Annotated in this window: 16 protein-coding genes and 11 pseudogenes; 2 read left to right on the top strand and 25 right to left on the bottom strand. The window is 48.8% G+C overall.

What is annotated here, in order from left to right; genetic code table 11:
- Positions 1–3 precede the first annotated feature (3 nt).
- The 11 genes and pseudogenes from JCM17471_RS06780 to guaB all read right to left on the bottom strand — a co-directional run bounded on the left by JCM17471_RS06780 (position 4) and on the right by guaB (position 11,236).
- Positions 4–1,176 carry an SIS domain-containing protein gene (locus tag JCM17471_RS06780; protein ID WP_054777316.1) on the bottom strand — a complete coding sequence of 391 codons (1,173 nt, stop codon included), beginning with the start codon at positions 1,174–1,176 and terminating at the stop codon, positions 4–6.
- A gap of 20 nt (positions 1,177–1,196) precedes the next feature.
- Positions 1,197–1,622 (bottom strand): PTS galactosamine/N-acetylgalactosamine transporter subunit IIA, encoded by a 426-nt coding sequence (gene agaF, locus JCM17471_RS06785; RefSeq protein ID WP_054777317.1) that lies wholly within the window; start codon positions 1,620–1,622, stop codon positions 1,197–1,199.
- Between the two features lie 13 nt (positions 1,623–1,635).
- Positions 1,636–2,360: pseudogene (locus JCM17471_RS06790) on the bottom strand (GntR family transcriptional regulator).
- A 389-nt stretch (positions 2,361–2,749) separates the two neighbouring features.
- Positions 2,750–3,202 carry a hypothetical protein gene (locus JCM17471_RS06795; protein ID WP_054777318.1) on the bottom strand — a complete coding sequence of 151 codons (453 nt, stop codon included), beginning with the start codon at positions 3,200–3,202 and terminating at the stop codon, positions 2,750–2,752.
- An 11-nt stretch (positions 3,203–3,213) separates the two neighbouring features.
- Positions 3,214–3,962: pseudogene (locus JCM17471_RS06800) on the bottom strand (aspartate/glutamate racemase family protein).
- Between the two features lie 44 nt (positions 3,963–4,006).
- Positions 4,007–5,551 (bottom strand): UDP-N-acetylmuramoyl-L-alanyl-D-glutamate--2,6-diaminopimelate ligase, encoded by a 1,545-nt coding sequence (locus tag JCM17471_RS06805; protein WP_054777319.1) that lies wholly within the window; start codon positions 5,549–5,551, stop codon positions 4,007–4,009.
- Positions 5,552–5,728: 177 nt separating this feature from the next.
- A complete protein-coding gene (locus tag JCM17471_RS06810; RefSeq protein WP_054777320.1) occupies positions 5,729–5,941 on the bottom strand; it encodes a hypothetical protein in 213 nt (70 codons plus the stop codon).
- Between the two features lie 73 nt (positions 5,942–6,014).
- Complete coding sequence (locus tag JCM17471_RS06815; protein WP_054777357.1) at positions 6,015–7,262, bottom strand: D-alanyl-D-alanine carboxypeptidase family protein; 1,248 nt, start codon at positions 7,260–7,262, stop codon at positions 6,015–6,017.
- A 40-nt stretch (positions 7,263–7,302) separates the two neighbouring features.
- Positions 7,303–8,462: pseudogene (locus JCM17471_RS06820) on the bottom strand (sensor histidine kinase).
- 3 nt (positions 8,463–8,465) lie between these two features.
- Positions 8,466–9,151 (bottom strand): annotated as a pseudogene (gene croR / locus JCM17471_RS06825) (response regulator transcription factor CroR).
- 597 nt (positions 9,152–9,748) lie between these two features.
- Positions 9,749–11,236: an IMP dehydrogenase gene (gene guaB, locus JCM17471_RS06830; RefSeq protein ID WP_054777321.1), complete on the bottom strand. Its 1,488-nt coding sequence runs from the start codon at positions 11,234–11,236 to the stop codon at positions 9,749–9,751.
- A gap of 340 nt (positions 11,237–11,576) precedes the next feature.
- Between guaB and JCM17471_RS06835 the strand changes: the two are divergent.
- Positions 11,577–12,349 (top strand): annotated as a pseudogene (locus tag JCM17471_RS06835) (SDR family NAD(P)-dependent oxidoreductase).
- A gap of 170 nt (positions 12,350–12,519) precedes the next feature.
- Here the strand turns inward: JCM17471_RS06835 and JCM17471_RS06840 are convergent.
- The 14 genes and pseudogenes from JCM17471_RS06840 to JCM17471_RS06900 form a co-directional block, all read right to left on the bottom strand.
- Entirely contained in the window at positions 12,520–13,053 is a 534-nt protein-coding gene (locus JCM17471_RS06840) for a DUF2705 family protein (protein ID WP_054777322.1), read from the bottom strand.
- Between the two features lie 114 nt (positions 13,054–13,167).
- Entirely contained in the window at positions 13,168–13,545 is a 378-nt protein-coding gene (locus JCM17471_RS16510) for a hypothetical protein (protein WP_369395822.1), read from the bottom strand.
- Entirely contained in the window at positions 13,520–14,029 is a 510-nt protein-coding gene (locus JCM17471_RS16515) for an ABC transporter ATP-binding protein (RefSeq protein WP_369395823.1), read from the bottom strand. The genes JCM17471_RS16510 and JCM17471_RS16515 overlap by 26 nt, the downstream gene beginning before the upstream one ends.
- A 403-nt stretch (positions 14,030–14,432) precedes the next feature.
- The gene (locus JCM17471_RS15925; protein ID WP_082395247.1) at positions 14,433–14,813 is read right to left on the bottom strand and encodes a DUF1129 family protein; all 381 of its coding nucleotides are present in this window, start codon (positions 14,811–14,813) and stop codon (positions 14,433–14,435) included.
- A complete protein-coding gene (locus JCM17471_RS15930) occupies positions 14,806–15,129 on the bottom strand; it encodes a DUF1129 family protein (RefSeq protein WP_054777324.1) in 324 nt (107 codons plus the stop codon). The genes JCM17471_RS15925 and JCM17471_RS15930 overlap by 8 nt, the downstream gene beginning before the upstream one ends.
- Positions 15,130–15,175: 46 nt before the next feature.
- Positions 15,176–16,276 (bottom strand): redox-regulated ATPase YchF, encoded by a 1,101-nt coding sequence (gene ychF / locus JCM17471_RS06860; RefSeq protein WP_054777325.1) that lies wholly within the window; start codon positions 16,274–16,276, stop codon positions 15,176–15,178.
- Between the two features lie 21 nt (positions 16,277–16,297).
- The gene (locus JCM17471_RS06865) at positions 16,298–16,483 is read right to left on the bottom strand and encodes a DUF951 domain-containing protein (RefSeq protein WP_054777326.1); all 186 of its coding nucleotides are present in this window, start codon (positions 16,481–16,483) and stop codon (positions 16,298–16,300) included.
- Positions 16,484–16,505: 22 nt separating this feature from the next.
- A pseudogene (locus JCM17471_RS06870) lies at positions 16,506–17,373 on the bottom strand (ParB/RepB/Spo0J family partition protein).
- Positions 17,363–18,129: pseudogene (locus tag JCM17471_RS06875) on the bottom strand (ParA family protein). Before JCM17471_RS06875 ends, JCM17471_RS06870 begins: the two co-directional pseudogenes overlap by 11 nt.
- Before the next feature lie 12 nt (positions 18,130–18,141).
- A pseudogene (gene noc / locus JCM17471_RS06880) lies at positions 18,142–19,043 on the bottom strand (nucleoid occlusion protein).
- Positions 19,015–19,748: pseudogene (gene rsmG, locus JCM17471_RS06885) on the bottom strand (16S rRNA (guanine(527)-N(7))-methyltransferase RsmG). The pseudogenes noc and rsmG overlap by 29 nt, the downstream one beginning before the upstream one ends.
- Positions 19,749–20,045: 297 nt before the next feature.
- Positions 20,046–21,033, bottom strand: a pseudogene (locus tag JCM17471_RS06890) (LacI family DNA-binding transcriptional regulator).
- A gap of 14 nt (positions 21,034–21,047) precedes the next feature.
- The gene (locus JCM17471_RS06895) at positions 21,048–22,292 is read right to left on the bottom strand and encodes a sucrose-6-phosphate hydrolase (RefSeq protein ID WP_082395248.1); all 1,245 of its coding nucleotides are present in this window, start codon (positions 22,290–22,292) and stop codon (positions 21,048–21,050) included.
- Positions 22,250–22,471 carry a hypothetical protein gene (locus JCM17471_RS06900; RefSeq protein WP_054777328.1) on the bottom strand — a complete coding sequence of 74 codons (222 nt, stop codon included), beginning with the start codon at positions 22,469–22,471 and terminating at the stop codon, positions 22,250–22,252. Before JCM17471_RS06900 ends, JCM17471_RS06895 begins: the two co-directional genes overlap by 43 nt.
- Positions 22,472–22,645: 174 nt before the next feature.
- On the opposite strand from JCM17471_RS06900, the pseudogene JCM17471_RS06905 reads away from it, so the two are divergent.
- Positions 22,646–24,609: pseudogene (locus tag JCM17471_RS06905) on the top strand (sucrose-specific PTS transporter subunit IIBC).
- The last annotated feature ends 109 nt before the right edge of the window (positions 24,610–24,718 follow it).

Raw genomic sequence — 24,718 nt, forward strand, 5'->3', positions numbered from 1 at the left:
TGATTAACCTTTGTAGTCGTGTAAAATAACGCCCTTTACCACGCGATTAACGGTCCCTGTTGGTGATGGTGTGTCGGGCAGATTGCCCACCTTAACGGAGCTCAGCAGCGCCACAGTTTGAGCAAACATGATGTCTGGCAGTGCGAGATAAGCTTCAGGTAAGTTCACATCACCGTTAGCAAAGAAGAAGTTCTCACCGCTAAAGTTGTTTGCCGCAGAAATTCCGACCGCAACCACACGCTTAGCAATGTGATCACCATTGATTTCTTCCATCACATCCACGTCGTATTGGCGGGTGTAGTCATTGTTATTCAGGAAGTCAAAGACCAGGGTCTTATCGTTCACGAATGACTTTGGCCCATGCCGGAAGCCCATTGAGGTGTCAAAGACGGTCGCATATTGGCCAGCTGTGAGTTCGAGAACCTTGAGCTGAGCTTCACGGGTTAAACCGCCTAAGCTACCGGAACCCAAGTAGGTGATGCGGGCGAAGTCTTCATTCACGATGTCTTGAATTTCTTCTTCACGCATCACAACTTCGTGACCCATGTCAGAGATTTCTTTGACCCAGGCAGCTTTATCGCTATCACTTGCCGTATCAAAGACCAACAAGGCAGTCAGTGTCATGCAAGAGAAACTGCCCGTCATCGCAAAGCCCTTGTCGTTTGAGCCAGCGGGTTGTAGTAAAACCAGATTGCTTGCTTCGCCTTCAGCGCGCTTGGCGAGTTCCCCGTCTGGTGCGCATGTAATCGTGATTTGATAGAGATGCTTCACCACTTGTTCAGCCAGCTCAACGGTCTTCACACTCTCTGGTGAGTTCCCACTACGCGCAAACGAGACCAAGATTGTTGGTGTATCCGCTTCCAAATTATCGTATGGTGAAGACACGATATCCGTCGTTGGAATGGATTCGAAGCGATACTTGCTGCGATCTCCATGCATGCTCAGATAGGGTTTGATCGTGTCCCCAACGTAAGCGGATGTACCAGCGCCGGTGAAGATGACCCGAACGATACCCGTTGTTTCGTTTTGAACCTTCTCGAGAAAGGCGGCGATATCAGCCTTATGTGCTTCATATAAGTCATGTGCTTCGAGCCACAGTGCGGGTTGCTGCTTGATTTCACTCGTTGTGATATTGGCACCCATCTTGATCAAATCTTCAATACTCTTTTCAAACATTGGTAGTCCTCCTTGTTGGTTTAAATACCGTCTTCATCATCATCAGGGGTTTGACGCTCGGTCTGCTTGAACGCCACCACGCCGGATTGACCGGCTGTAATCGCGGCTTGTTCAAATTGGTCAACATTCAGTTCACGCTGGAAGAGTACTTCCATAATCATTGAGACGTTTGTCCCCGACAGGACAGTGACCGCATCGTGAGCGGTTTTGTACATCACCGCTTGATTGAAGGGTGTTCCACCTGGAATATCGGTGAAGAACGCCAATCCTGTGATCTCCCCCAGGTCGCTCACAGCTGTTTTAAATCGTTCTTGCAGCTGATCCGCTGTCATGCCTTCTTCAAAATCAATGGCGATTAATTTGTCTTGGTCACCACTGAGTAATTTGATTGTGCTTTGAATCCCGGTCGCAAAATGACCGTGACCCGTAATAATAATGCCTATCATGCTATGCCTCCTATCATCCGTTGATATGATGAACCTGATAAACAAATTGATCTGAGCGTGCCACACTCAACGTGTACTCGATCACGTTATGGTGGTCACTGTACGTGGTGCGCTGCACATTGAGGCCCGGTGAATCCGCTGGGACCGCCAGCAAATTGGCATCATTTGCGCCAATCGAGCTGGCAAAAAAGGCTTCGTTGGCTTCCGCAATGGTCACGTGATAATGATCTTTCATCACGCTATAGAGCGCTGTGTTGTTCAGCAGATCAACCGTGAAATCCGGAAAAATCGTGCCTGGCAAGTAAGTGCGTTCAACCATCAGTGGCATGCCATCACCGATTCGGATGCGTTTCAACTTGTAGACTTTCGCACCCAGTGGCAGATTCAAGTTCTCAGCGATGTATTTATTGGCTTCAATCGTGTGGAGATACAATATTTTGGTCTCCGCGGTCTTACCCATCGCCTGCATCTGTTCACTGAAACTATAGGTTGTACTGAGGTCAGTGGCTTCACGTTCCTTATTCAAAACAAACGTGCCACGGCCATGTTGGCGATACACATACCCCATGGTTTCAAGCTCATCCAGCGCAAGTCTCACTGTATTACGACTCACCTGATAGGTTTTTGTGAGCTCGCGTTCAGAGGGCAGTTGCTCATGAGGTTCCATCTTGTTTTCAATTTTTCTCGCAACAGATCCACTAATTGCTCGTGCAATGGCTGTTCGTATTTGCCTGCCATATCTTCTCCTCCAACTGGTACCTACCACAAGACCAGTGTAACCGGATACACGAATTAAGTCAATGTAGCATAAATAATTTTGCAGTTATTTTTCTCGTACCCGATTAAAAATAACAATTTAAAATAATGAATATTCTTATTGATCGCATATGGGCGTATCTGTGAATAATTTTTCAGACAGGACCACTCGTGTCTCGCGCCATCAAAAAAGCGCAATGCCAAACCCACGGGGGGCAGACATCGCGCCTTCTATCTCAATATAAACGTGTTCCAAAAGGCAAAACATTCCGATTAGCTCATCTTTGCCGAAGCCACAAACCGGCTTCTGGCCAAGATATTGCTAATCCTCATGTTTTAAGCACCTTTTGTCGCACTCTAACCGTGTGAGTTTACACGCTGTTATTTTTCTTTGCCTCTTCATCCAAAATGGCTTGTGCTTCCTGCAGCACTTGCGCTTCCGGTGTCACTAAGACGTGATGATCCGCAAACCAAGCCATCAGATCCGCATAGTCCGCATCACTCAAGAATACGCCGAACAACTTTTGATGAACGGTCAGTGGCGCATAGGTTTCATTGAAATCCACACGCCGCTTGCTGGTAAATACGTAGAGCTTACCCAGCTGGAAGGTCGCCTGCTTGGTCGGTGTCTTGAATACAATCACTTGTTTGCCCGATGCAGCCACATAACCACTCCCACTGCGACCATACCAGACCCGGTCGTAATGGTGGGCTGCAGCGTCCTGCTTAGCTCGCTTGGCGCGAAAATGATTGCTCAAATAAACAGCTTCAAACGCTAATAAAACGAGAAACAGAATGACCCCAATCACAATACCCCAAACCATGCGCTCACCTTCTACTTCATCATTTTGTTCAACATTGCCTTGCCCGTTGCTTCGGATTCACGAAAGGCGCGTCCCAAAGCCAACGTCTTATCCACGATGATGCTTTGGGCATCGATGGTGGTGTAAGGATGGTCACCGGCTAATTCCTGCGCCAACGACAATTCTGTACAACCCAAGACAATCACGTTGACTTTGAAGTCATCATGCATGGTCTGCAAAATCTTGTGGAACAATGGACCATCGACGCGATTGTTCTCTTTGATATTCGTGTAAATCAATTCGTTAACCATATCCTGCACGTGGCGGTCCCCTAAGACCACTTCACGTCCCGTAGATTCGATTTCGTTGGTATAGATACCATCCGCAATCGTACCTTCCGTTGCGATCAAGCCAATGCGTTGTTCGTCTGGATATTGATCACACATCGTTTGGATGGCTAAGCGTGGCATGTGCAGCAATGGCACATCCGTTTCCGCTTGCAGTTGATCGTAGAAATAGTGCGCGGTGTTGCAGACAATCACCATAAAATCAGGGTTCAACAAACTCTGTTGGCGAATATCATCCAACAAGGCAGGGTAAAAGCTGGGTTTACTGTGATCCAAAATATAACTGGTGCGATCAGGCACACTGGCATGATTCACCAAGATGTAGTCCATATAATCCTGATCTTTTTGGCGTCTGAGCGCTTGTTGAGCAGCCGCACATAACTCTCAGTGGCGGCTGTGCCCATGCCACCGATGACCGTGAAAAATCGTTGCATGAATTTATTGCCTACTTTCTATATTAACGTGAGCCTCAATCGGGTTACAGTGATTCTGCAATCTCGGTAACAACCACCATATCGGTTGGCCATGGTGTATCGACACCGCGAACCTTTTGATAAGGATCAGCACCCTTACCAGCGACTACCACGATATCATTGCTGCCACTCGCCTTAATCGCCGCTTCAATCGCTTCACGACGGTCGAGAACCTTGTGGACTTCCACCTTATCGTGATCGATGTCGCGATCGATTTCATCGATGATATCGGCAGGATCTTCAAATCCAGGATCATCGGTGGTCAGGTAAGCAACATTAGCGTATTCGGTTAAGACCTTAGCAAACCCTGCGCGACGAGACACACCCTTATCACCGGGGCTACCAACAACCACCAAGATCCGTGGCTTGTTGTATTCCTTTTCGATAAAGCTGAGTAAGGCCTTCATGCTGGCGTAGTTGTGGGCATAGTCCACATAGACGGTCCCGTGTTCAGAAACAGCGAGGCTTTCCATCCGGCCTGGAATCTTGATCTTGGCGATACCAGGAACAGCACTTGCGGCATCAACACCAGCAAGGCCAGCACCGATAATCGCAGCTGTCGCATTGCTTTCGTTGAAGTCACCGATCAGACTCAGTGAGTAGTGGCCGCCGACATTCAATTCAGCCGCCTTATCCGTGACAGGAATCACGGTGAACTTGCTTGTTGCTGTGTCCGCTTCCGTACTTTCAAACCGGAAGTCGATTTGGATATCGTCACGTGCGGGTTCAAAATCGGTTGATGCAAACAAGTAGATGCTATCGGGATAGGTTGTCGTGGTTGCGGCTGCGTAGACTTCATCGAAATGATCCGTCTCGGCATTGATGACCACCTTACGCGCATTCACCAGTAGCTGCATTTTGTTGTGTAAGTAATTGGCAAAATTAGGGTGTTCGTTAGGCCCGATGTGATCAGGCGTGATGTTCAAGAAGAAGCCAATATCATAGGTCAATCCAAAGACCCGGTTACGCAGGTAAGCCTGTGAGGAGACTTCCATGACCAGATGCGTCATCCCGTTATCGACCGCTTCACGCATATCGTGGAACAAGTCCAAGCTCTCCGGAGTGGTCAAGTCAGACTTGAAACGTTGGTCCGGATTAGGGCCCAGAACCCGATCGATGGTGGAGAACAGTGCCACATGCTTAGGATAGGCTTCTTCAAGAATCCCGCGGTTGAAGTAAGCCGCTGTTGTCTTCCCCTTGGTCCCTGTGTACGCCGTGATGACCAGATCGTCTTGAGGGAAATCATAAAACGCGGCACTCAAAATGGCCATCGCTTTTGTGATGTTCGTGACGATCAGTGCGTTTAAACCGTTTCCTTCAACAAAAGGCTTTTCGGCAACATACGTCGTTGCCCCGTTATCCTTTGCCATTGAGAGGTAGATGGGGCGAAAATGTGCGCCCTTGCAGAAGAACAAGGTTGGCCCAGAAACCTTCCGTGAATCGTAGGCAATGCCCGTCATTTCAACTGAAATGTCGCTCTGAACAGCACTACTTTTGAGTAAGTGGTGCTCCTTGAGTAACAGAATACATGCATTCAATGATAATGCCATAGTTTACTCCTATCTAGGCCTGTCGCCTGCTGAAATCTTCTATTATTATAGCATATCGCTCCCGGTTGTAAGGGAACGCGACAGATTAAGTGCTGCCATATCAAAAAGGCCGCAACAAACGTCGCAGCCTTTATTGTTTTTAACTAGTTATCCTCTGACCATGCCCATCGACATGAGTCAGCTATTACTGTCATTTTTACCAAATAGGTGCTGGCCCAACTTATCCCACAAGCGCCAGATAAGCGTCGCAACAATCATAAACGCAACGGCAGCAACGGATCCCTTCACCGAGAACGGATGCCCTGGTGTCGCAAAGAACTGGTTGCCAAGCCAAAATATCACAACATATGACACAAGCGCTTCAATCCACTTACCCGTTTTTGCAGTCATCAGCTTCACCTCATTGTGTTAACCCACGACGTATTGTTGCGTCGAGTATGCCTTGCAAGTCATACAAAGTCAATTAAAAGAGATTGCTGAAAAATTCACCGATACCACGGAAAATCAGAACAAAGAAGTTCGCCTTTTTGACAGTCTTAGTGGTGGTTAGGGTTAGTGGTGCGGCTTGGCTTTGATCCAAGAATTGCAGTGGCTGACCATTAACGGTAACGGCGACACTGCCCACCTTGGTCCCCTTCGTTTCGGGTGCCGTGAGTTGCTTCTTGGTTGCTGTGTAGCGATAAACCACACTCGCATTGCCCGCATCCTTTGGCACATAAGCGGTTAAGGAACGATTGGGCGCGATGGCCACCTTGTCATCGGCACCGTATTTCACGGTAACTGATTTGGCCGTGCTGAGTGGTTGGCCAGCCGTTGCCAACGTCACTGGTTTGAATTCGTCCAGTGCATAGTGCATGAGCTTCGCTGTTTGAACAAAGCGCTTGTTGTCGCCACCCTCGCCGTTAGCATGCATGACAACGGTAATGATACGTCGACCCTCTTTGGCCACAGTCCCGGTGAAGTTCTCACCCGCCAAGTCGGTTGTCCCCGTCTTTAAGCCATCGACTGGTAAGGTGGCATCCGCCGCACTCAACCCCGGCAGCATGTGATTGAAGTTATCCATCACGATTGCATCGCTGGTTCCTGCATGGAATGTCTTCTTGGTGATCTTAGTGGTTTCAAGGACCTGCGGATAATCCGTCAACAGATGTTGCGCCACAATCGCAACGGAGCGCGCGGACATCATGTTTTCGGCATTCTTATCCGTGCCCGGCACAATGGCGGTTCCCAGTGCACTGTTATTGAGCCCCGTGGTATTCACAATGGTGGCATCGTGAATGCCCCATGCCTGCAATTGTTGCTGCATCTTCTGAACAAACTTTGCCTGACTGCCACTGACAATATCACCCAGCAACATCATGGCGGCATTGGCCGAATAAATCAGGGATGCTTCGTAGAGTTCCTTGACGGTATACTTGCCATCTGAGCGCAATGGCACGTTGGATAGTTCATGATTCTGACTGATCTTGTAGGCAACAGGATCTGGCGTAATTTGCTGATCCCACTGTAATTTGCCCGAATGAATGGCATCGAGCACCAGATAAATCCCAATCATCTTGGTCATGGACGCGATGGGCAGCACTGTGTCTGCCTGATTCGCGTACAAAATTTGCCCACTTTTGGCGTCAACCGCCAGCGCTGCCTTCGCATCGACACTGATCGTTGGTGCTGTTGCTGCTTGACTCACGGCAGCCGGTGCGCTGGTGATCATCACCACGCTCAATACACCGTCACCAAATATTTCCAATATTTCACTTCTCCGTACCCCTTTGCGTTAATGTTTGACCGATTTTGAGTGGCAAATGAATGACAAAGCTGGTCAAATCAGCGGATGATTCCGCATAGATGTAACCACCGTGCAGCGTCACAATGCTCTGCGCAATGGCGAGCCCTAACCCTGTCCCACCCGTTTCCTGCGAGCGTGATTCTTCAACCCGATAGAAGCGGTCAAACAATTGATTCAACGCATCGTTTGGAATTGGTGGGCCATCATTTGACACTTTGACCACAACTTCGGAACCCACCTTCGTTGCGTCTAAGAAAATATGTTTCCCGCCATCACCATATTTCAGCGCGTTGACAATCAAGTTATTGAATACCCGGCCCAACTTCTCGGTGTCAGCTTCCATCATGATGACGTCAGGTGTCGTACTGACACTGACTTCCATGCCTTTTTGCCAGCTTCCAGTTCAAAGCTCGCCGCCAATTGTTCCAGCATGGCCGCCATATTGAAGCTGACCACATTGAGTGGTGTCGTCGTTTGGCGCACCTTGGTGTATTCGAAGAGGTCCTCGACTAACACCTTCATCTGTTTGGCCTTCAAATATGCGGTGTGCGTGTACTTGAGTAACTCCTCTTCACTGCGATACTGCTTATCTTCAATTAAGCCTAGATAGCCAATGATTGACGTGAGTGGTGTGCGAATATCGTGCGACACATTCGTGATCAATTCGTCCTTACTCTTTTCGATCTGGCGTTCTTCTTCCATAGAGCGAACCGTTGAATCCACCAGCGCGTTGATACTGGCAATCACTTTTTGCAGATCGGTATTGACCTCAAAACTGATTCGGTGTTCCAAATGGCCTTCCGCGATGTAGTGCAATTCCGCAATGACATGCCGCATCTGCATCTGATGATAGCGGCGAATCAAGCGCCAATAAACGACAATGGCATCACCAATCCCCATCACAGCGATGAACAGATTCTGCCAGCTCCACAAGTGATACGCGTTACCGAGGACAACCCCATTTTTAACGCCCCAGATGGCACTTTCGAGCGAGGGATTGCCCGCAATCATCTGGCGAATCATCATCACCACGGCAAAATTCAGCATCAGTAACAAAATAACCGTGACGATACCTTCGACCAATAATTCAGATTTCTCTTTACCCGTTAGGATAACTTTTTTCATTAATTAAGCCTCAACTTTATAGCCAACGCCCCAAACGGTCTCAATCACTTTCTCGCCACCGGTGGCTTCTTCAATCTTGTCACGCAGATGTGACACATGCACCATCACGGTTTTAGCGGAAACAATACTCTCTTGTTGCCACACCCGTTCAAAGATTTCATCCGCAGAGAAAACACGGTTGGGGTGACTCGCGAGTAAGTATAAAATACCGAATTCTAAGGCGGTCAACTGAATCTGTTTGCCTGCCAACGTCAGAACTTCATGACTATCTTTTTGATGGTCAGTGGTCCCACTTCCAAAATATCGGGTTCATTGTTTGTCACTTCATTGTGAGTGCGGCGCAACAAGCTCTTCACCCGCGCCATCACTTCGAGTGGATTGAATGGCTTGGTCACATAGTCGTCCGCCCCAGTAATCAGGCCCTGAATCTTATCCATATCAGCGGTCTTCGCTGAGACGATAATGATTGGAATTTGGGAATCCTTGCGCACTTGCTTGACCACTTCAATCCCGGACATGTTTGGCATCATCACATCCAGAATCATCAGGGCGATATCAGGCGTGGTTGCGAGCTTGGTGATCGCTTCTTTACCGGTATAAGCCGTCACGGGCTCATAGCCTTCGTTTTTGACATAGATACTGAGCAGTTCAACGATCTCTTTATCATCATCAACAATCAGAATTTTCATGCGAGTCTCCTTCAAAAGTTGACTGCGGCTGTTACTTTCTGGCCACAGTCTAATTGCTACCATTGTACCAGATGCCCCAACGTTTGTTTGGTCACCCCGAATCTTTTAATGATTTGTTTAGAGTGTGACAAGCACCGGGCAGCAATCGAGCACTAACGAACTTTGAGCAACATACCGGGTTGTGGTATGTGCGAAAAGTGGTTAGGCGGAGATTGTTGGTGCTTGGAGCACGTTTATGTTTTGACAAGCACCGGGCAGAGTGTGAAGCCACACGGGTTGGCTGTGAGCACTAACGGGGCTAGCGATAAAAATTGCGGGTTATGCAATTGTCGCTAGCATTGTTAGGCGCAGCAGGCAGTGTGGCTGAACACGTTTATGCCGTGACACTAACAAGAGGCTGTGACATAACCCCTGCGGGTTGTCACAGCCTCTTGTTTTTGCGTACATTATTGACTAATCACGTTCCAAAAGACTGAAAATTCCGGTTAACTTGGATTGATTCAAAGCCTAAGTTCGGGCTTTATCATCAATCCTTGTTAATTCTCATCCTCAAAATGTCTTTGTCGCAGCTTTTGTCGCAGCTTTTGTCACAGCTTCTTATTGCGCTGAGTAGTTTGGTGATTCCTTCGTGATTTGGACATCATGTGGATGGCTTTCACGTAATCCTGCACCAGAAATCTGAATGAATTGGGCATCGTCTTGTAAGTGTTGCAAGTCAGCTGCACCGACATAGCCCATCCCGGAACGTAAGCCACCGGTCATTTGGAACAGGACATCTGCCAAGCTACCCTTATAAGCCACACGCCCTTCAATTCCTTCTGGCACAAGCTTGTTGGCTTCGTTCACGCCACTTTGGAAGTAACGATCGGAACTCCCATGGGCTTGTTCCATGGCACCTAAGCTACCCATGCCGCGGTAGGTCTTGAAACGGCGGCCTTGATAGATTTCAAATTGGCCAGGTGCTTCGTCAGTTCCGGCTAACATGGAACCGAGCATCACGGCATTACCACCAGCAGCTAAGGCCTTCACGATATCACCGGAATACTTAATCCCACCGTCAGCGATGATGGTCTTGCCTAATTCACGCGCCACACTGGCCGCTTCATAAACGGCGGTCAATTGTGGGACACCGACACCAGCAACGATGCGGGTTGTGCAGATTGAACCAGGGCCAATCCCAACCTTAACGACATCGACACCAGCGTCATACAAGGCCCGTGCGCCTTCAGCTGTGGCCACGTTCCCAGCAATTAAGGTTGCCAGTGGGAAGTGTTCGCGAATCTCAGCAATTTTGCGTAAGACGCCAGCGGAATGGCCATGCGCGGTATCGATAACGATGGCATCAACACCAGCATCAAAGAGTGCTTGTGCGCGTTCAAAAGTATCGGAGGTCACACCGACAGCGGCAGCAACTAATAAGCGACCGTGGGCATCCTTTGCGGCATTCGGAAATTCAACCACTTTTTCAATATCCTTGATTGTGATCAAGCCGGACAAGCGTCCATCGGCATCAACCAATGGTAACTTTTCGATTTTGTGTGTCTGTAAAATAGCTTCTGCTTCTGCCAAAGAGGTGCCAGTTGGTGCGGTGACCAGGTTGTCCTTAGTCATCACCGTATCAATCGCAACACTCAGATCATCGACATAACGCAGATCACGGTTGGTGATGATCCCGGTCAAGTGACGCTGGTCTTGATTATCAACGATAGGGACACCAGAAATGCGGTACTTTGTCATCAAGGCATCCGCTTCACTCACAGCATCAGCAGCAGTCAGGAAGAAGGGATCGATAATAACACCATTTTCGGAGCGTTTCACCTTGAGTACTTCGTCAGCTTGCGCCGCGATACTCATATTCTTATGAATCACACCTAAGCCACCTTGGCGAGCCATCGCAATGGCCATATCAGCTTCGGTCACAGTGTCCATCCCAGCGGACATAATTGGGAGATTGAGTTTCAGATTATCGGCGAGACGAACGGACAGATCAACATCATTTGGTAACACATGACTTTCAGCAGGAACCAACAACACATCATCAAAAGTAAAGCCGCGCCGAGCAAATTTCGTTTCCCAATTATTCACGCAAAATTCCTTCTTTCAAAATTTTTTGTTTTTAAACATACCATCGGAATGGAAGAAGGTCAAACCTTTTCAGAAATAAACGGTCAAAAAAGTTTTCAAATGAGATAATGCTCATAATTGCCGAACTTTATTCCCCACAGTGGGGCTCATTTCGGTAAATGTTCGTAAAAATATTCATAAATGTATTATCTCTTTTTGAAATATTCGCTTTGTAAATCGATGAAAATGAGTGTTTGTGAATTGTTTAGTAGAAAATGATATGATACCTATATCTTTACATCGGCGAATAGACGGCGAACGCGTGTCATCCATTCATGGCACACATTTGGGGGAATTTGGAATGAAACAACCAGTAGCAATTGTGACGGGTGGTGCACAAGGCATTGGTGCGGCCATTGTTCAACGACTAGCTCAAGACGGTTTTGCTGTGGGCATTTTGGACATCAACCAGGATGCGGCGCAACAATTAGCCGACCAACTCGCGCGTCAAGATTATCGCGCCATTGCTGAAGCGACGGATGCTGCCAAACAGACCAGTGTGGTCAAGGCCGTCAACAGCGTCGTGCGCGAACTGGGTGATCTTGATGTGTTCATCAATAATGTGGGCCTGGGGATTGCCGCGCCCGTCGATGCCATCACCCAAAAGAATTCGACCAGATTTATCGCGTCAATGTGGCCAGTGTCATCTGGGGCACACAGGCCGCACATCAACACTTCAAACGCCTGAAACACGGTGGCAAAATCATCAATGCGGTGGCCCAAGATGCCGTGTTGGATAATCCCGACTTTGCGCTATACAGTGGTGCCAAGGCTGCGATTCGCGGTATCACCCGCGTGACAGCACAAGAACTGGTGGATGAACACATCACCGTCAATGCTTATGACCCTGGTTTTGTCGCGACCGACCTGATGAAGGGAATCGCACAACAGGTTGCGGACCGCACCGGCAATGATTTGGCATGGGCGCAAGATCAATTGATCTCGCAGACCAAAGATCGCCAACCTTCCAAGCTCGATAGCGTTGTGGATGGTGTTTCATTCTTAGCTGGACCACGCTCCGGCTATCTCACCGGCCAGATTATGTCGGTCGGTAACGGCATGCAATTTGAATAATGACTTGAAAAAGAGACGCTGCACCAAAATCAATTGATTTGGTGCAGCGTCTCTTTTGTTATGACTTTCTTTTTAAACCGCTCGGCGCTTGAACAAAACGAGTCCGAGATACAGGAATATGGCGATGTAGACCAGATTGCCGATAATCAGTCCCGTATTACTCAGCTGCGTCATTTTTCCGAAAGACCACCAGCCAGCTGCATGGGCAGTGTCATCATGTTAAGTGGATTGAACCGCAGCCATGACCAGCGAGCAATGAATAAAGCCAGCAAAGTGGCCATGACGTTGGTCACAAAATAACCGATGATGCCGACCGAAACGGCCACGGCGGAGCTCTTAAAGGCGTTGGTCATCAAGAAGACGACGCTCAGTAACAACCAGGTGGTCAACCATTGCGCGACTAAGTTCTGCACCAGATGCGTCAACAACGTGCTGGTTAGGGCAAACGTTCCGTTGAACAACACGAGTTTGAGAATCAGACTCCAGATAAAGCTCACGACGTACAGAATGATGGAATAGCCTAAAATCACCAGCCACTTGCTGATCAATACTTGCGTGCGTGAGTACTTTCGATACAGCAAAGGCCGAATCATGCCGCTTTGAAATTCCATCATCGTGATATTGCTGGTCGCCGCAATCAGCATGAACACGAGAAAAATCCCGGCCGAATAGAGTCCTTCAAACTGACCCTGGGCATCAAGCAAGTTGGGATAGATTTTTGTGATTGCTGCAAAAAGGCCATGACAGCCGCCAACAGTCCCAGTCCGATTGTGGTACTGCGTTTTTGAACCAGTTTATACACTTCTTGTTGAATCAATTTAAGCATGTGGCACCTCCGTTTGATCAGCGGTCAGCACATTGAGCAGTGTGGTTTCGAGATCGTTGTGCTCATGTGCGACATCATAGATAGCAATATTGGCTGCTGTCAGTTGCGTAATCGCTTGTGCCAGCGTATCTGTGGCTGTCTTGGCGAAGATGACACGTGGATCATTGGCTAAGTCATCGGACTGCACGAGTTGGCTGTCGCGCAGCACCTTCTTAGCCGCCGCATCATCACTTGTCGTTAGAACCAGATAATCCACGGATTCATTACTCAATGTCTGCATGGGTTCATTCCGCACAATGTGCCCCTGATCCAAGATGATAATGTCGTCGATTACCTTTTCCAGTTCACTCAAAATATGACTGGAAATCAACACGGTGGCCCCCGTTTTGACTCATGTTGCGAATCAAGTCACGCACTTGATGCGTTGCCTTGGGGTCAAGTCCGTTCATGGGTTCATCTAGAATCACCAATTCCGGTTGATTCAAAACCGCCAGCGCGATACCAAGCTTTTGTTTCATCCCCAACGAATAATTCTTTGCTTGGCGATCGATGTAATCATTCATGTCAAGCGCCGCAATCACCTCGTCCACGCGGGCTTGACTGGTGTTGTCCGCGGCAAACAGATGCAGGTGCTTCCGCCCACTCAAGAATGGATAGATTGATGGATATTCAATCAGGGCCCCGACCCGATCCAGACTGGCGTGTCGACTCAGTGTAATCTGCTGATCAAACACCGTTACTGTCCCGCTATTAATCGGCAATAATCCAAGAATGGCTTTCATCAGTGTCGACTTACCGGCACCATTTTCCCCCGACCAAGCCGACGATATGTCCTGGTTGTAGGTCCAAATCAATTGATTTCAAGACCTGTTTACTGCCAAATTGCTTGCTCACTTGTTGCATGCGCATTATTGAACTCATTTTGCTACCTCCGTATCGTTTAAGCGTACTTGTTTTAGCATCAAATAGAAAGTAAGTGCACACAAAAAGCGTCAATCCTAACAAAACTGTTAGTTGATTGACGCTTTTTATCGGTTTATTGCCTAAACGCGTTCCACCACACTGACTATTCCGCATAACCCGTGTGGGGGTCGCATTCTCTTCTTTTGAAACGTGCTCCGCCACACTGACTGTTCCGCCTAACCTGCCTTGCGACAATTGCCAAAACCCGCAATTGCTTTGCAAGGCTCGTTAGTGCTCACAGCCAACCCGTGTGGCGTCGCACTCTCTTCTCTGCTACCCGGTGCTTGTCACACTCTAGACTGTAAAGACGCTCTTCAAGTTGTATTGACGCTTCATCAGCCAGTGGGCACCATAAGCTATAACCGCCACAACGGCGTAACCATACCATGGCATTGGGTTCGTGATGGGTGACTTGAGTTGCGCGAGTGCGCTAGACCCAAATGATGCGAGCGTAATGAGCAGGAATGCGGACAGCCCGATAATCCAGCCGGAGCGCCGTTCACCCTTCTTCTGCTTGGTCCAGTTATTGTAGTAGCCAAAGATGACAGCAGCCACAACAGCCATGATCAACATAGGTAACAACCCACCTTGAGGCTGATTCTTAGGATTGATATAGGCGCCGACACCATAAACCAGGGCAAACAGGCTCAAGAAGAACAAGCCCATATCAAGCATGGTCAGCCAAAGCGGTTGGACCTTGACGGGTTTTGGTGCGAATACAATCGCATTTACTTTTCAGTGACAGGGCCATACAGTTGATTAGCTGGCTTCCCTTGTTTTGTGCAGTGATGATTTCTGGTAACAATTCCGCTAACACAGCCTCTTGCTTGGCCTCTGGCACCTTGTGTTCTTCTAGGCCACGGCGCAGCTTGAAAACATAATCATCATTTTTCTTACTCAATTGCGTCATCAGTTCATCAACGGAGGCTTGTGGGCGTTCTTGGCTCACTTGCGCGTTCTTCTCTTCTGGCGTTGTCTTCTCTTCGGTCAATGGGAGACCTCCTCTTTTGATTGCTTAGCGGCGACTGCTGTTGGGCTTAAACGTTGAAGCGGAATTCGATGATATCACCGTCTTGCACTTCGTATTCTTTCCCTTCAGAACGGTAACGGCCCGCTTCCTTCACGGCAGCCACAGAACCGTACTTATCGAGATCATCGAATGCCATCGTTTCGGCACGGATAAAGCCACGTTCAAAGTCGGAGTGAATCACACCAGCCACTTGTGGGGCCTTCATGCCGCGACGGAATGTCCAGGCACGGGTTTCCTTACCACCGGCAGTGAAGAAGGTTGCAAGACCCAACAGGTGGTAACTTGCCTTAATCAGCTTATCCAGACCGGATTCGCTCACACCTTCTGCAGCCAAGAAGTCAGCCTTATCGGCATCATCGAGTTCAGCGATTTCTTCTTCTGTCTTAGCAGAAACGGCAATCACTTCGGCGCCTTCCTTGGCAGCCTGATTTTGAATGATCTTCACGTATGGTTGTGCTTCGGGATCAGCCATATCGTCTTCTGAAATATTAGCCACATACAACACGGGCTTGCTGGTCAATAAGAACAGACCCTTCACAATCTTTTGTTCATCCTTATCAAACTCGATGCTGCGCACAACACCACCGTCTTCAAGGACAGGCTTAATCTTTTGCAGCACAGCAAATTCTGCTTCTGCGTCCTTATCCTTGGTCCGGGCAATCTTTTCAATCCGGGAGTAGCGCTTGTTGACACTCTCGAGATCAGCCAGACTCAATTCGAGGTTGATGGTTTCGATGTCATCGAGTGGGTCAACAGTCCCAGTCACACTGGTGATGTTGTCATCATCAAAGGCACGCACCACATGCACAATCGCATCCACTTGGCGAATGTTTTCAAGGAACTTGTTCCCCAAACCTTCACCCTTTGAAGCACCCTTCACGATCCCCGCGATATCGGTGAATTCAAAAGTCGTTGGAATAATTTTCTTAGCGGGAATCAATTCGTCAATGCGGGCTAACCGCGCATCGGGAACTTCAACCATCCCGACATTAGGATCGATTGTCGCGAACGGATAATTCGCCATTTCGGCGCCCGCCTTAGTGATTGCGTTAAAAAGTGTTGATTTGCCGACGTTGGGTAACCCAACAATCCCTGCTGTTAAAGCCATTAGTTATAGCCACGCTTTCTTTTAGTTTTCGTGATGTTCTAGAATTTTTTTCAAGTGCTTATCAAAGTCACGCCGGGGCATCATGATAATGTGTCCACAGCCCGTGCACTTCAGCTTAATGTCCATGCCCAGCCGAATAATTTCAAATCGGTTGGTGCCACACGCGTGCGGCTTTTTCATCTGAACGAGGTCATGTAACGCGTACATCAATCCTGCCTCCTTATTGTGATTAGTCTAAGTTCACGTCGAGCAGCGCCAGAATCCGATTCAAATCGGTTTCGGAGGCGAAATCAATGGCGATGTGCCCCTGACCCTTCTTGCTCTGTGCGATTTGAACCTTGGTCCCAAAGCGATCCCCCAATTGATTCTCGCTCGCTTGAATGTAAGGCGACTTCTTAACGGGTTTCGCCTTTGCCTTCTTGTCTTCGTGGTTGAGCTGGGTGATCAATTGTTCGAGTTGGCGCACGGTCAGTTGTTCTTTGACGGTGCGTTTGGCCAGTGGTACCAGTTGTTTTTGTCTTTCAGACTCAACAAGGTCCGGGCCAAGCCCATTGAAATATCTTGGGCGTTCAACATCTGTTTGACTTCAGGTGGTAGTGTCAGCAAGCGCAAGTAGTTGGCGATGTATGGCCGACTCTTGCCCAATCGTGTGGAAACTTCTGCCTGGGTGAGATGCAATTTCTTAATCAATGTATCATAGGCTTGCGCTTCATCCAATGGGGTGAGGTCTTCACGTTGCAGATTTTCGAGCACAGCGATTTCCATCATGGCTTCTTCATCGAATTCGCGCACAATGGCAGGAATGGTTGTCTTACCTGCCATCTGGGACGCGCGGAATCGACGTTCACCGGTAATGATCTCATAGCCATTCACACTCTTACGTACGATAATCGGTTGAAAAACACCGGTCTGCTTGATTGAATCACTGAGTTCCGCCAGTGCGTCTTCATCAAATGTCTTACGCGGTTGATACGGATTGGGCCGAATGTCACTCAATTTGAGCTCCTCTACCCGACTCTGTGACACATCCTCAGCTTCAAAATCTTGGAATAGGGCATCAATGCCGCGGCCTAAGCCTTTTTATTCTTATTCACCATCAGCTGCCAGCACCTCCTTGGCCAAATCACGGTACACTTCGGCGCCACGTGAGCGTGGATCATAATCCACAATCGGTTGGCCGTAACTTGGTGCTTCGGCTAACCGTGTGATCCGTGGAATAATCGTGTGATACACTTTCTCACCAAAATGCGCCTGCACTTCTTCAATGACTTGCGCACCCAAATTGGTCCGCGCATCATACATGGTCATCAACACACCCTCAATCGCAAGCGACGGATTGAAGTGTTTCTGAACCAACTTGATCGTATTGAGCAACTGACTCAACCCTTCCAGCGCGTAGTATTCACTCTGCACGGGAATGATGATGGCGTCACTCGCCGTAAAGGCATTGATCGACAGTTGCCCCAGTGAAGGCGGGCAATCGATCAGAATGTAATCGTATTGATCCTTCACGGGATCGAGGCCTAACTTCAGCCGCATCTCGCGCGCCATTTGGTTGGTCAATTCGATTTCGGCACCCGCCAGTTGAATCGTGGCGGGTACAATAGAAACATTGGTGTGTTCCGTGGGCAAAATGGTCTCTTCGATAGGCACTTCATTGACCAGCAAGTCATAGATATCTTTTTCAACTTGTGGCTTGGCAATCCCCACGCCACTGGTGGCATTGCCCTGTGCATCCGCGTCAATAATCAATACTTTTTTGCCTAAATCCGCTAAACAAGCCGCTAAGTTGACGGTCGTCGTGGTTTTACCCACGCCACCTTTTGATTAGCGATTGCAATCACTCGGGTCATGACGGTGCCTCCTTATTTCTTTGGAATTTCAATAGTAATCCTGTAACTGGTTTCGGTTTCTTCTTCTTCAGAAGCAACAGCCATCCCGGAATCTTTCACGAGTTTGAGTGATGCCTTGATGGTGTTCAGTGCCAGACGGGGATCATTGCTGACGGCACGCTTCTTGCGTTTGGTTTGGCGCTTCTTTGCTGGCTTCTTAGTTTCAGTTGTTTCGCTTGTTTCAGCGGGTTGTGGTTCTGGCTCTGGTTCAGGGTTGATGATGGCCTGTACTTCAGCCGCCGTTTCCTTCACGGTTAAGCCTTCTGCCATGATGCGGTGAAGCATCAATTGCTGATGGTAATCATCCAAGTGCAGCAATTCGCGACCGTGCCGTTCCGTGATTTCGTGGTTCAAAATCGCATTTTGTGCTGGGTCGGACAACTTCAACAAGCGCAACTTGTTGGCAACAAAAGACTGACTCTTCCCCATCTGTTGGGCCAAAGCATCTTGGGTCAGCTCATTGAGCTTCATCAATTCCGTGTATGCCCGCGCTTCTTCAATCGCGGTCAGGCCTTCACGCTGCAGGTTTTCAATCAACGCCATTGAGGCTGATTCATGATCGTCCATGGTCTGCACGATGGCTGGTGCCTTATCAAAATCTAATGACTGCATCGCCCTGAAGCGACGTTCACCTGCAATGATTTCGTATTTACCGGTTTCGTATTCACGCAAATAATCGGTTGTAACAAGCCGTGTTCCTTAATGGTTTGGGCGAGGTCGTCGATGGCATCCTTTGCGAACACCTTACGGGGCTGGAAGCGGTTGGGCACAATCGCTGTCAACGGTACTTCTTGAACCACCGCTTTTGATTCGGGCGTTGTCTTTTTACGATTAAAAAAAGTGCCATTATGCTTCTCCTCCCAGTGGTTGTTTATTCGGTGTCCCCGGTTTGCGTGGATACGTCCTGGTGTCTGTTTGATCTTTTCAATCATCAAAATATGGCGTTCGTCGCCGCTTTCGGGCAAGGTCACGAGTTCATCGGCAACCACCCGGCCACCCAATAATTCCAGTGCCGTTTCAGCCTGCGCCAACTCGGTATCCGTCTGAGCCGCCTTCATCGCGACAAAATGGCCGTGTAACTTAGCCAGTGGCAAGCATAATTCGGCCAAAATATTGAGTGGTGCCACAGCGCGTGCCGTCACAAAGTCATATTGGGCGCGGTGTGCGCTCCGCTTGCCACCAAACGTTTCAGCACGGTCATGATAGAGCGCCACACCTTCCAAGTCGAGCTTGGCGACCAAACGATTCAAGAATTCGATTCGCTTGTTCAATGAGTCAACAATTGTAATCTGAAGCTGTGGAAATGCGATTTTGAGCGGAATTGAAGGAAATCCTGCGCCAGAACCCACATCACACAAACTGAGCACATCGGTTTGAAGTGCCGGCACTTCAAAGGCCAGTGTCAACGAATCATAGAAGTGTTTCAGGTAGACCGCATCGCGTTCGGTGATACCAGTCAGATTCATTTTTCGTTCTCTTCAACGAGGTATGTATAGTAGGTGTCAAATTGCGCCACTTGTTGCGTGGTTAGGGTGATACCATGTTGTTTCAGTGCTTCAACAAAACGCTTCAGGGGTCATCAATGAGCCTCCATTTTCTGATCGTCTTGTGGAACAAAGCTGTTTCACGTCACATTCCATTCTAACGTAACGATGTTTTGGTTACAAGGTAATGCGGGTGGATTGTTTCATGTGAAACAGCAGGAGAGTGCGATACAAGACGGGTGAGAATGAGAATTAGCAAAAGCTGCGGTAGAATGCGTGCTATGCATTCGCCGAAGCTGAGCTAACCGCAATTCTCAGTCTTTGGGAACGCATTTAGAGTGCGACAAAAGGCGGTGCGATTGAACAAAGTTTTCAATCGCACCGCCTTTTTAGTTATGCCTCACCTAACAGCGTTGCCGCTGCATGTAGCTGAACGGGTACCACGTATTGCGGATCGAGTGTCGCGTGGTCATCTTCAATGCGCTTTAACAACAGATCAATCATCAATGCGCTGATTGCCTCGATCGGTTGAACAACCGTGGCGAGTTCTGGGTAATAACTGCGTATCATCCGCGTACCGTCATACCCCACGATGCGCATTCGTTCTGGTACCGAGATGCCCAACTGCTTCGCGATTTGAATCGTCATCATCGCAGTCAAGTCGTCACTGGCAAAATCGCATCGGGCACGGCCGTTTCAAGCGCCTGCTTGATTGCCGCCCACTTGAGTTCTGTCGCCATACTGAATGGCAATTCGAGCACATGCGGTTTAAGGCCTTTGTCCTGCATGACATCTTGATAACCGCGCAACCGCTCATTGGTCGGACTGAGTGGTCGATTCGCTCCCGTCAGCATCCACACCGATTCAGCCCCCGTATTAATCAACGCGTTGGTTGCCAACGCCCACCCGCGTAATTATCCGAGCTCACAATCGGAATGGTGTCGCCTAAGTGGCGGTCAAACGCAATCAGCGGTGCACTGATCTGTTGGTACTCGCTCACCGTCAGATTATGCGTGCCGGTGATGATACCATCCACCTGATTCGCCAGCAACATGCGCACGTATTCGCGTTCCTTTTCAGCATCATTGACCGAATTGCAGAGAATCACACGATAGCCGAGCTTAAACAACTGATTTTCGAGTGTCTGCACCAACTCCCCATAAAAAGGATTACTGACACCAGGAAAAATCAACCCGATTAATTGCGTGTGTTTGCCCTGCAGTGACCGCGCCAGGCTGTTAGGCTGATAGTTCAGTTCACGCATCGCCGCATAGACCTTTTGCTTTGTTTTCTCCGACAGTGACCCGTAGTTATTGATCACACGTGATACGGTCGTCACTGAAACACCCGCCAGCGCCGCAACATCCGCTAATTTTGCCATCGTTTATCTCCTCATTACATTGTCTTGAGTCGTTGCCCTGTGACGCGAACTTGTTCAGGTGCTGACACGGTCCACGCTTGTTTCTGACGTGGGAAGATTCGGCCCGATAATACCTGCTGACCGCCATCCACGAAAAGCTCAAACGTGGAATGATCCAGATAGAGCTCAAGCTGATGACTCCCCTTTGACCACGTGATTGTCCGAGTAGTGCCATAAGTCTCGCCAAACGCAATTCCCGCCTGCGTGCGATCGACAGTCAGTGTGTCTGCTGTCCAATTGAGTTGCAGCGCTTCATCCGCATTGCCCAATCGAATCTCGCCTGTTGTGTCCGTCTCCAGATCGAATCTCAGCACCTCTTGTAGCTTCAGTGTATCATGTAGCGGCTCAAAATGATTACCCAGTAACGACTGCACAATCGGCTCTTGATACAATTGATTGTCCTTAATTGTTAAGCGTTTGATCAAGCTGAGGCAACCCTGCCAGCCTTCAGCATCAGTCGGATAGCCAATCTCGGGTAGTCCCATCCAGCTCACCGCATACGCCTGTGCATCCGGCCCATTAACCACTTGAGTCGCATAGCTGTCAAAGCCTGCATCCACTGTCTGCAGTTGTCCTGGGTTCACCAGCCGCCCACTCGTCCAATCAATCGCGTCCGCAATGACATACGTATTTGGATAGATATTCTGATAGTTGAATCGGGATCGTGCTAATCCCTGTGGACAAAACAGGATAACTACCTTGCCATCCACAAAAGCGATATTGGGGCATTCCATCATGTAGCCCAAGTCACCCTGTTGCCAGTCCAGCGGGCCAATCAATGACCATGGGCCCTCGGGTTGTGGTGCTTGGTACACCAAGATTTCGCCAACCAAATCTTGCCGCTGTGCCCCAATCACCGCGTAGTACTGATCATCGACGTGTACAATCTGCGGGTCGCGAAAATGAGCTGTGTAACCAGCTGGTGGTTCAGCAATCAGTGGCTGATCAAGCTCCGTTATCGTGCCGTCCGCTGCCATCCACGCGCCCAATTGGGTACTCTTGCGGGTACCGTCCTCTCCACGCACGTTGCCAGTGTACATCAAAAACAACCGGTCACCAATCGGTAATGCGGAGCCGGAATAAACACCATTTGTCGTGTACGGTGCGTGTGGTTGAAGGGCCAACGATGGTGCTGACCAATGCGTGAGATCTGAACTAGTAACGTGCTGCCAGGATTTCAATCCATGGACCGCACCATAGGGAAAGTTTTGATAGAACAGTTGCCACTTGCCGTTAAAAACGAAAACCCATTGGGATCATTCAGCAAGCCACTTTCCGGTTGAATGTGATAGCTCAGATGATACTGAGACGTCCGTTGCGCCTGAATCAACTGTGTCTGATATTCCTGACTGTAACTGGCATATGGCATATAGCGTTGTTTCGTCGTCCATTCTGGCATGAGCCGCACTCCTATCTAATAAGTCGAAATTCTCTTCAAATTGTCAATCGTTCATCGCAGTCATTATAGCATCAAATATTCACTTTATAAACTATTTTGATAAACGTTTGACATTTTTAAAGAAAGCACTTACAATGATTCTAAAATCAACTCAAACATGAGGAGGAGCTCAACATGGACCACAAACAAGCTGCCATTGATATCTTGAATGAAGTTGGGAAAGATAACATCGTTGCTGCCGCTCATTGTGCCACTCGTTTGCGTTTAGTTGTCAAAGATGAAGATAAAATTGATCAAAAAGGATTGGATGGAAACAGCGCGGTCAAAGGGACATTCCGCGTGAACGGGCAATACCAAATTATCATCGGCCCCGGTGACGTTGATAAGGTCTACGATCAACTCATCGGATTGACCGGATTAAAGGAAGTCACCCCTGACGCACTCAAGGAAGTCGCTGCCAAGGACCAAAAGAAGAATCCATTGATGGATCTGATCAAGGTCCTCTCCGATATCTTTGTCCCATTAATTCCCGCCTTAATTGCCGGTGGTTTGTTGATGGCATTGAACAATGTGCTGGTATCACCAGGCTTATTTGGCCCCAAAGCACTTGTCGGAATGTATCCCGGTATCAAGGGCCTGACCGAAATGATCAATACTTTCGCGTCAGCGCCATTCGCTTTTTGCCTATCCTATTGGGATTCTCGGCCACACGACGCTTTGGGGGTAATGCCTATCTGGGCGCCACAATGGGTATGATTATGGTCATGCCAAGTCTGATCAATGGCTACGGCGTGGCTGATGCACTTGCCAAAGGCACCATGACTTATTGGAATGTCTTTGGCTGGAACATCGCGCAAGCTGGGTATCAAGGCCAAGTCTTGCCAGTTCTCGCTGTTGCTTTCATTCTGGCTAACGTCGAAAAGTGGCTCCACAAAAGATGCCTGCCACACTGGATTTTATTTTCACACCAATGATCACCATCATCTTCACAGCCTTCATCACCTTCGCTTTCGTTGGCCCGGTTCTTCGCATTGCTGGGAACGGCTTAACCGATGGCATCGTTTATCTCTACAATGCTTCAGGCTTCATTGGTTCCACAATCTTCGGGCTTGTGTACTCTCCAATTGTGATCACAGGATTGCACCAAAGCTTCCCTGCTATCGAAACCCAATTACTGGCCAATATCGCCAAAACGGGCGGCGACTTCTTCTTCCCTATCGCCTCAATGGCAAACGCCGCACAAGGCGCCGCATGTCTGGCCATCTTCTTCTTGACCAAGGATAAGAAGGAAAAAGGACTCGCCTCATCATCTGGCTTATCCGCACTCCTTGGTATCACCGAACCCGCAATTTTGGGGTTAACTTAAAGAAACGCTTCCCATTCATTATCGGTATGATTGGGAGTGCCGTCGGTTGCTTCTTTGTTGGTCTGTTTGGCATTCGTTCAAGCGCGCTGGGTGCGGCCGGTATTATCGGCTTCATCTCAATTCCAGTTAAGTTCTACTTACCATTCTTTTTCGCCATTGCCTTAAGCATCGTGGTTGCCTTCACCGGAACCTTGGTTTACGGCAAACGTGTGATGGGCACCACAACTGACGACGACACTGTCGCTGACGATGGCACAACCGCTACAGCCACTCCAGCAGCACTTGCTGACGCAGTTGTAGCAGCACCTGTCGATGGCACTGTAGTCAGTTTAAAGACCGTTGACGACCAAGTCTTTGCTAGCGAAATGATGGGTAAAGGCGCAGCAATCGTCCCGAGCGACGATAACATTTACGCGCCGGTTGCGGGCACGATTACTGTCGCTTATCCAACCAAACACGCTTATGGTCTACTCGCCGATGATGGCGCAGAGGTATTAATTCATCTGGGAATTGATACCGTCAAACTCGACGGCAATCACTTCACCACCACGGTTTCACAAGGACAGCACATTGATGTCGGTGAGGTCCTCGGCACCATGGATCGCACCGCAGTCAAAGCGGCCGGCTATGATACTACTGTCATGATTGTTGTCACTAACACGGCAAGTATGCGAGTGTTGATCGTATCGATAACGACCAAGTGTCGCATGGCGATCCCGTTGTCGCACTCACGGGTCAAACTTCAGACGCACCCGTTGCCGCGAATCTGTAAGCTTCAAAAGCTGTGACAAAAGACGCCTTGAGACTGAGGATTAACAAAGGATTGGTGATAAAGCCTGAACTTAGGCTTTGAATCAATCCAAGTTAACAGGCATTCTCAG

The sequence above is a fragment of the Lacticaseibacillus saniviri JCM 17471 = DSM 24301 genome, from assembly GCF_001311785.1.
Classification (GTDB): Bacteria; Bacillota; Bacilli; order Lactobacillales; family Lactobacillaceae; genus Lacticaseibacillus; species Lacticaseibacillus saniviri.

What these genes read in the sequence shown, in the direction of transcription:
- JCM17471_RS06780 (WP_054777316.1), bottom strand. Translation starts at nt 1,176, where the DNA reads ATGTTTGAAAAGAGTATTGAAGATTTGATCAAGATGGGTGCCAATATC.
- agaF (WP_054777317.1), bottom strand. Translation starts at nt 1,622, where the DNA reads ATGATAGGCATTATTATTACGGGTCACGGTCATTTTGCGACCGGGATT.
- JCM17471_RS06795 (WP_054777318.1), bottom strand. Translation starts at nt 3,202, where the DNA reads ATGGTTTGGGGTATTGTGATTGGGGTCATTCTGTTTCTCGTTTTATTA.
- JCM17471_RS06805 (WP_054777319.1), bottom strand. Translation starts at nt 5,551, where the DNA reads ATGGCATTATCATTGAATGCATGTATTCTGTTACTCAAGGAGCACCAC.
- JCM17471_RS06810 (WP_054777320.1), bottom strand. Translation starts at nt 5,941, where the DNA reads ATGACTGCAAAAACGGGTAAGTGGATTGAAGCGCTTGTGTCATATGTT.
- JCM17471_RS06815 (WP_054777357.1), bottom strand. Translation starts at nt 7,262, where the DNA reads ATGATCACCAGCGCACCGGCTGCCGTGAGTCAAGCAGCAACAGCACCA.
- JCM17471_RS15925 (WP_082395247.1), bottom strand. Translation starts at nt 14,813, where the DNA reads ATGCTTGATATGGGCTTGTTCTTCTTGAGCCTGTTTGCCCTGGTTTAT.
- ychF (WP_054777325.1), bottom strand. Translation starts at nt 16,276, where the DNA reads ATGGCTTTAACAGCAGGGATTGTTGGGTTACCCAACGTCGGCAAATCA.
- JCM17471_RS06865 (WP_054777326.1), bottom strand. Translation starts at nt 16,483, where the DNA reads ATGTACGCGTTACATGACCTCGTTCAGATGAAAAAGCCGCACGCGTGT.
- JCM17471_RS06900 (WP_054777328.1), bottom strand. Translation starts at nt 22,471, where the DNA reads ATGCCAGAATGGACGACGAAACAACGCTATATGCCATATGCCAGTTAC.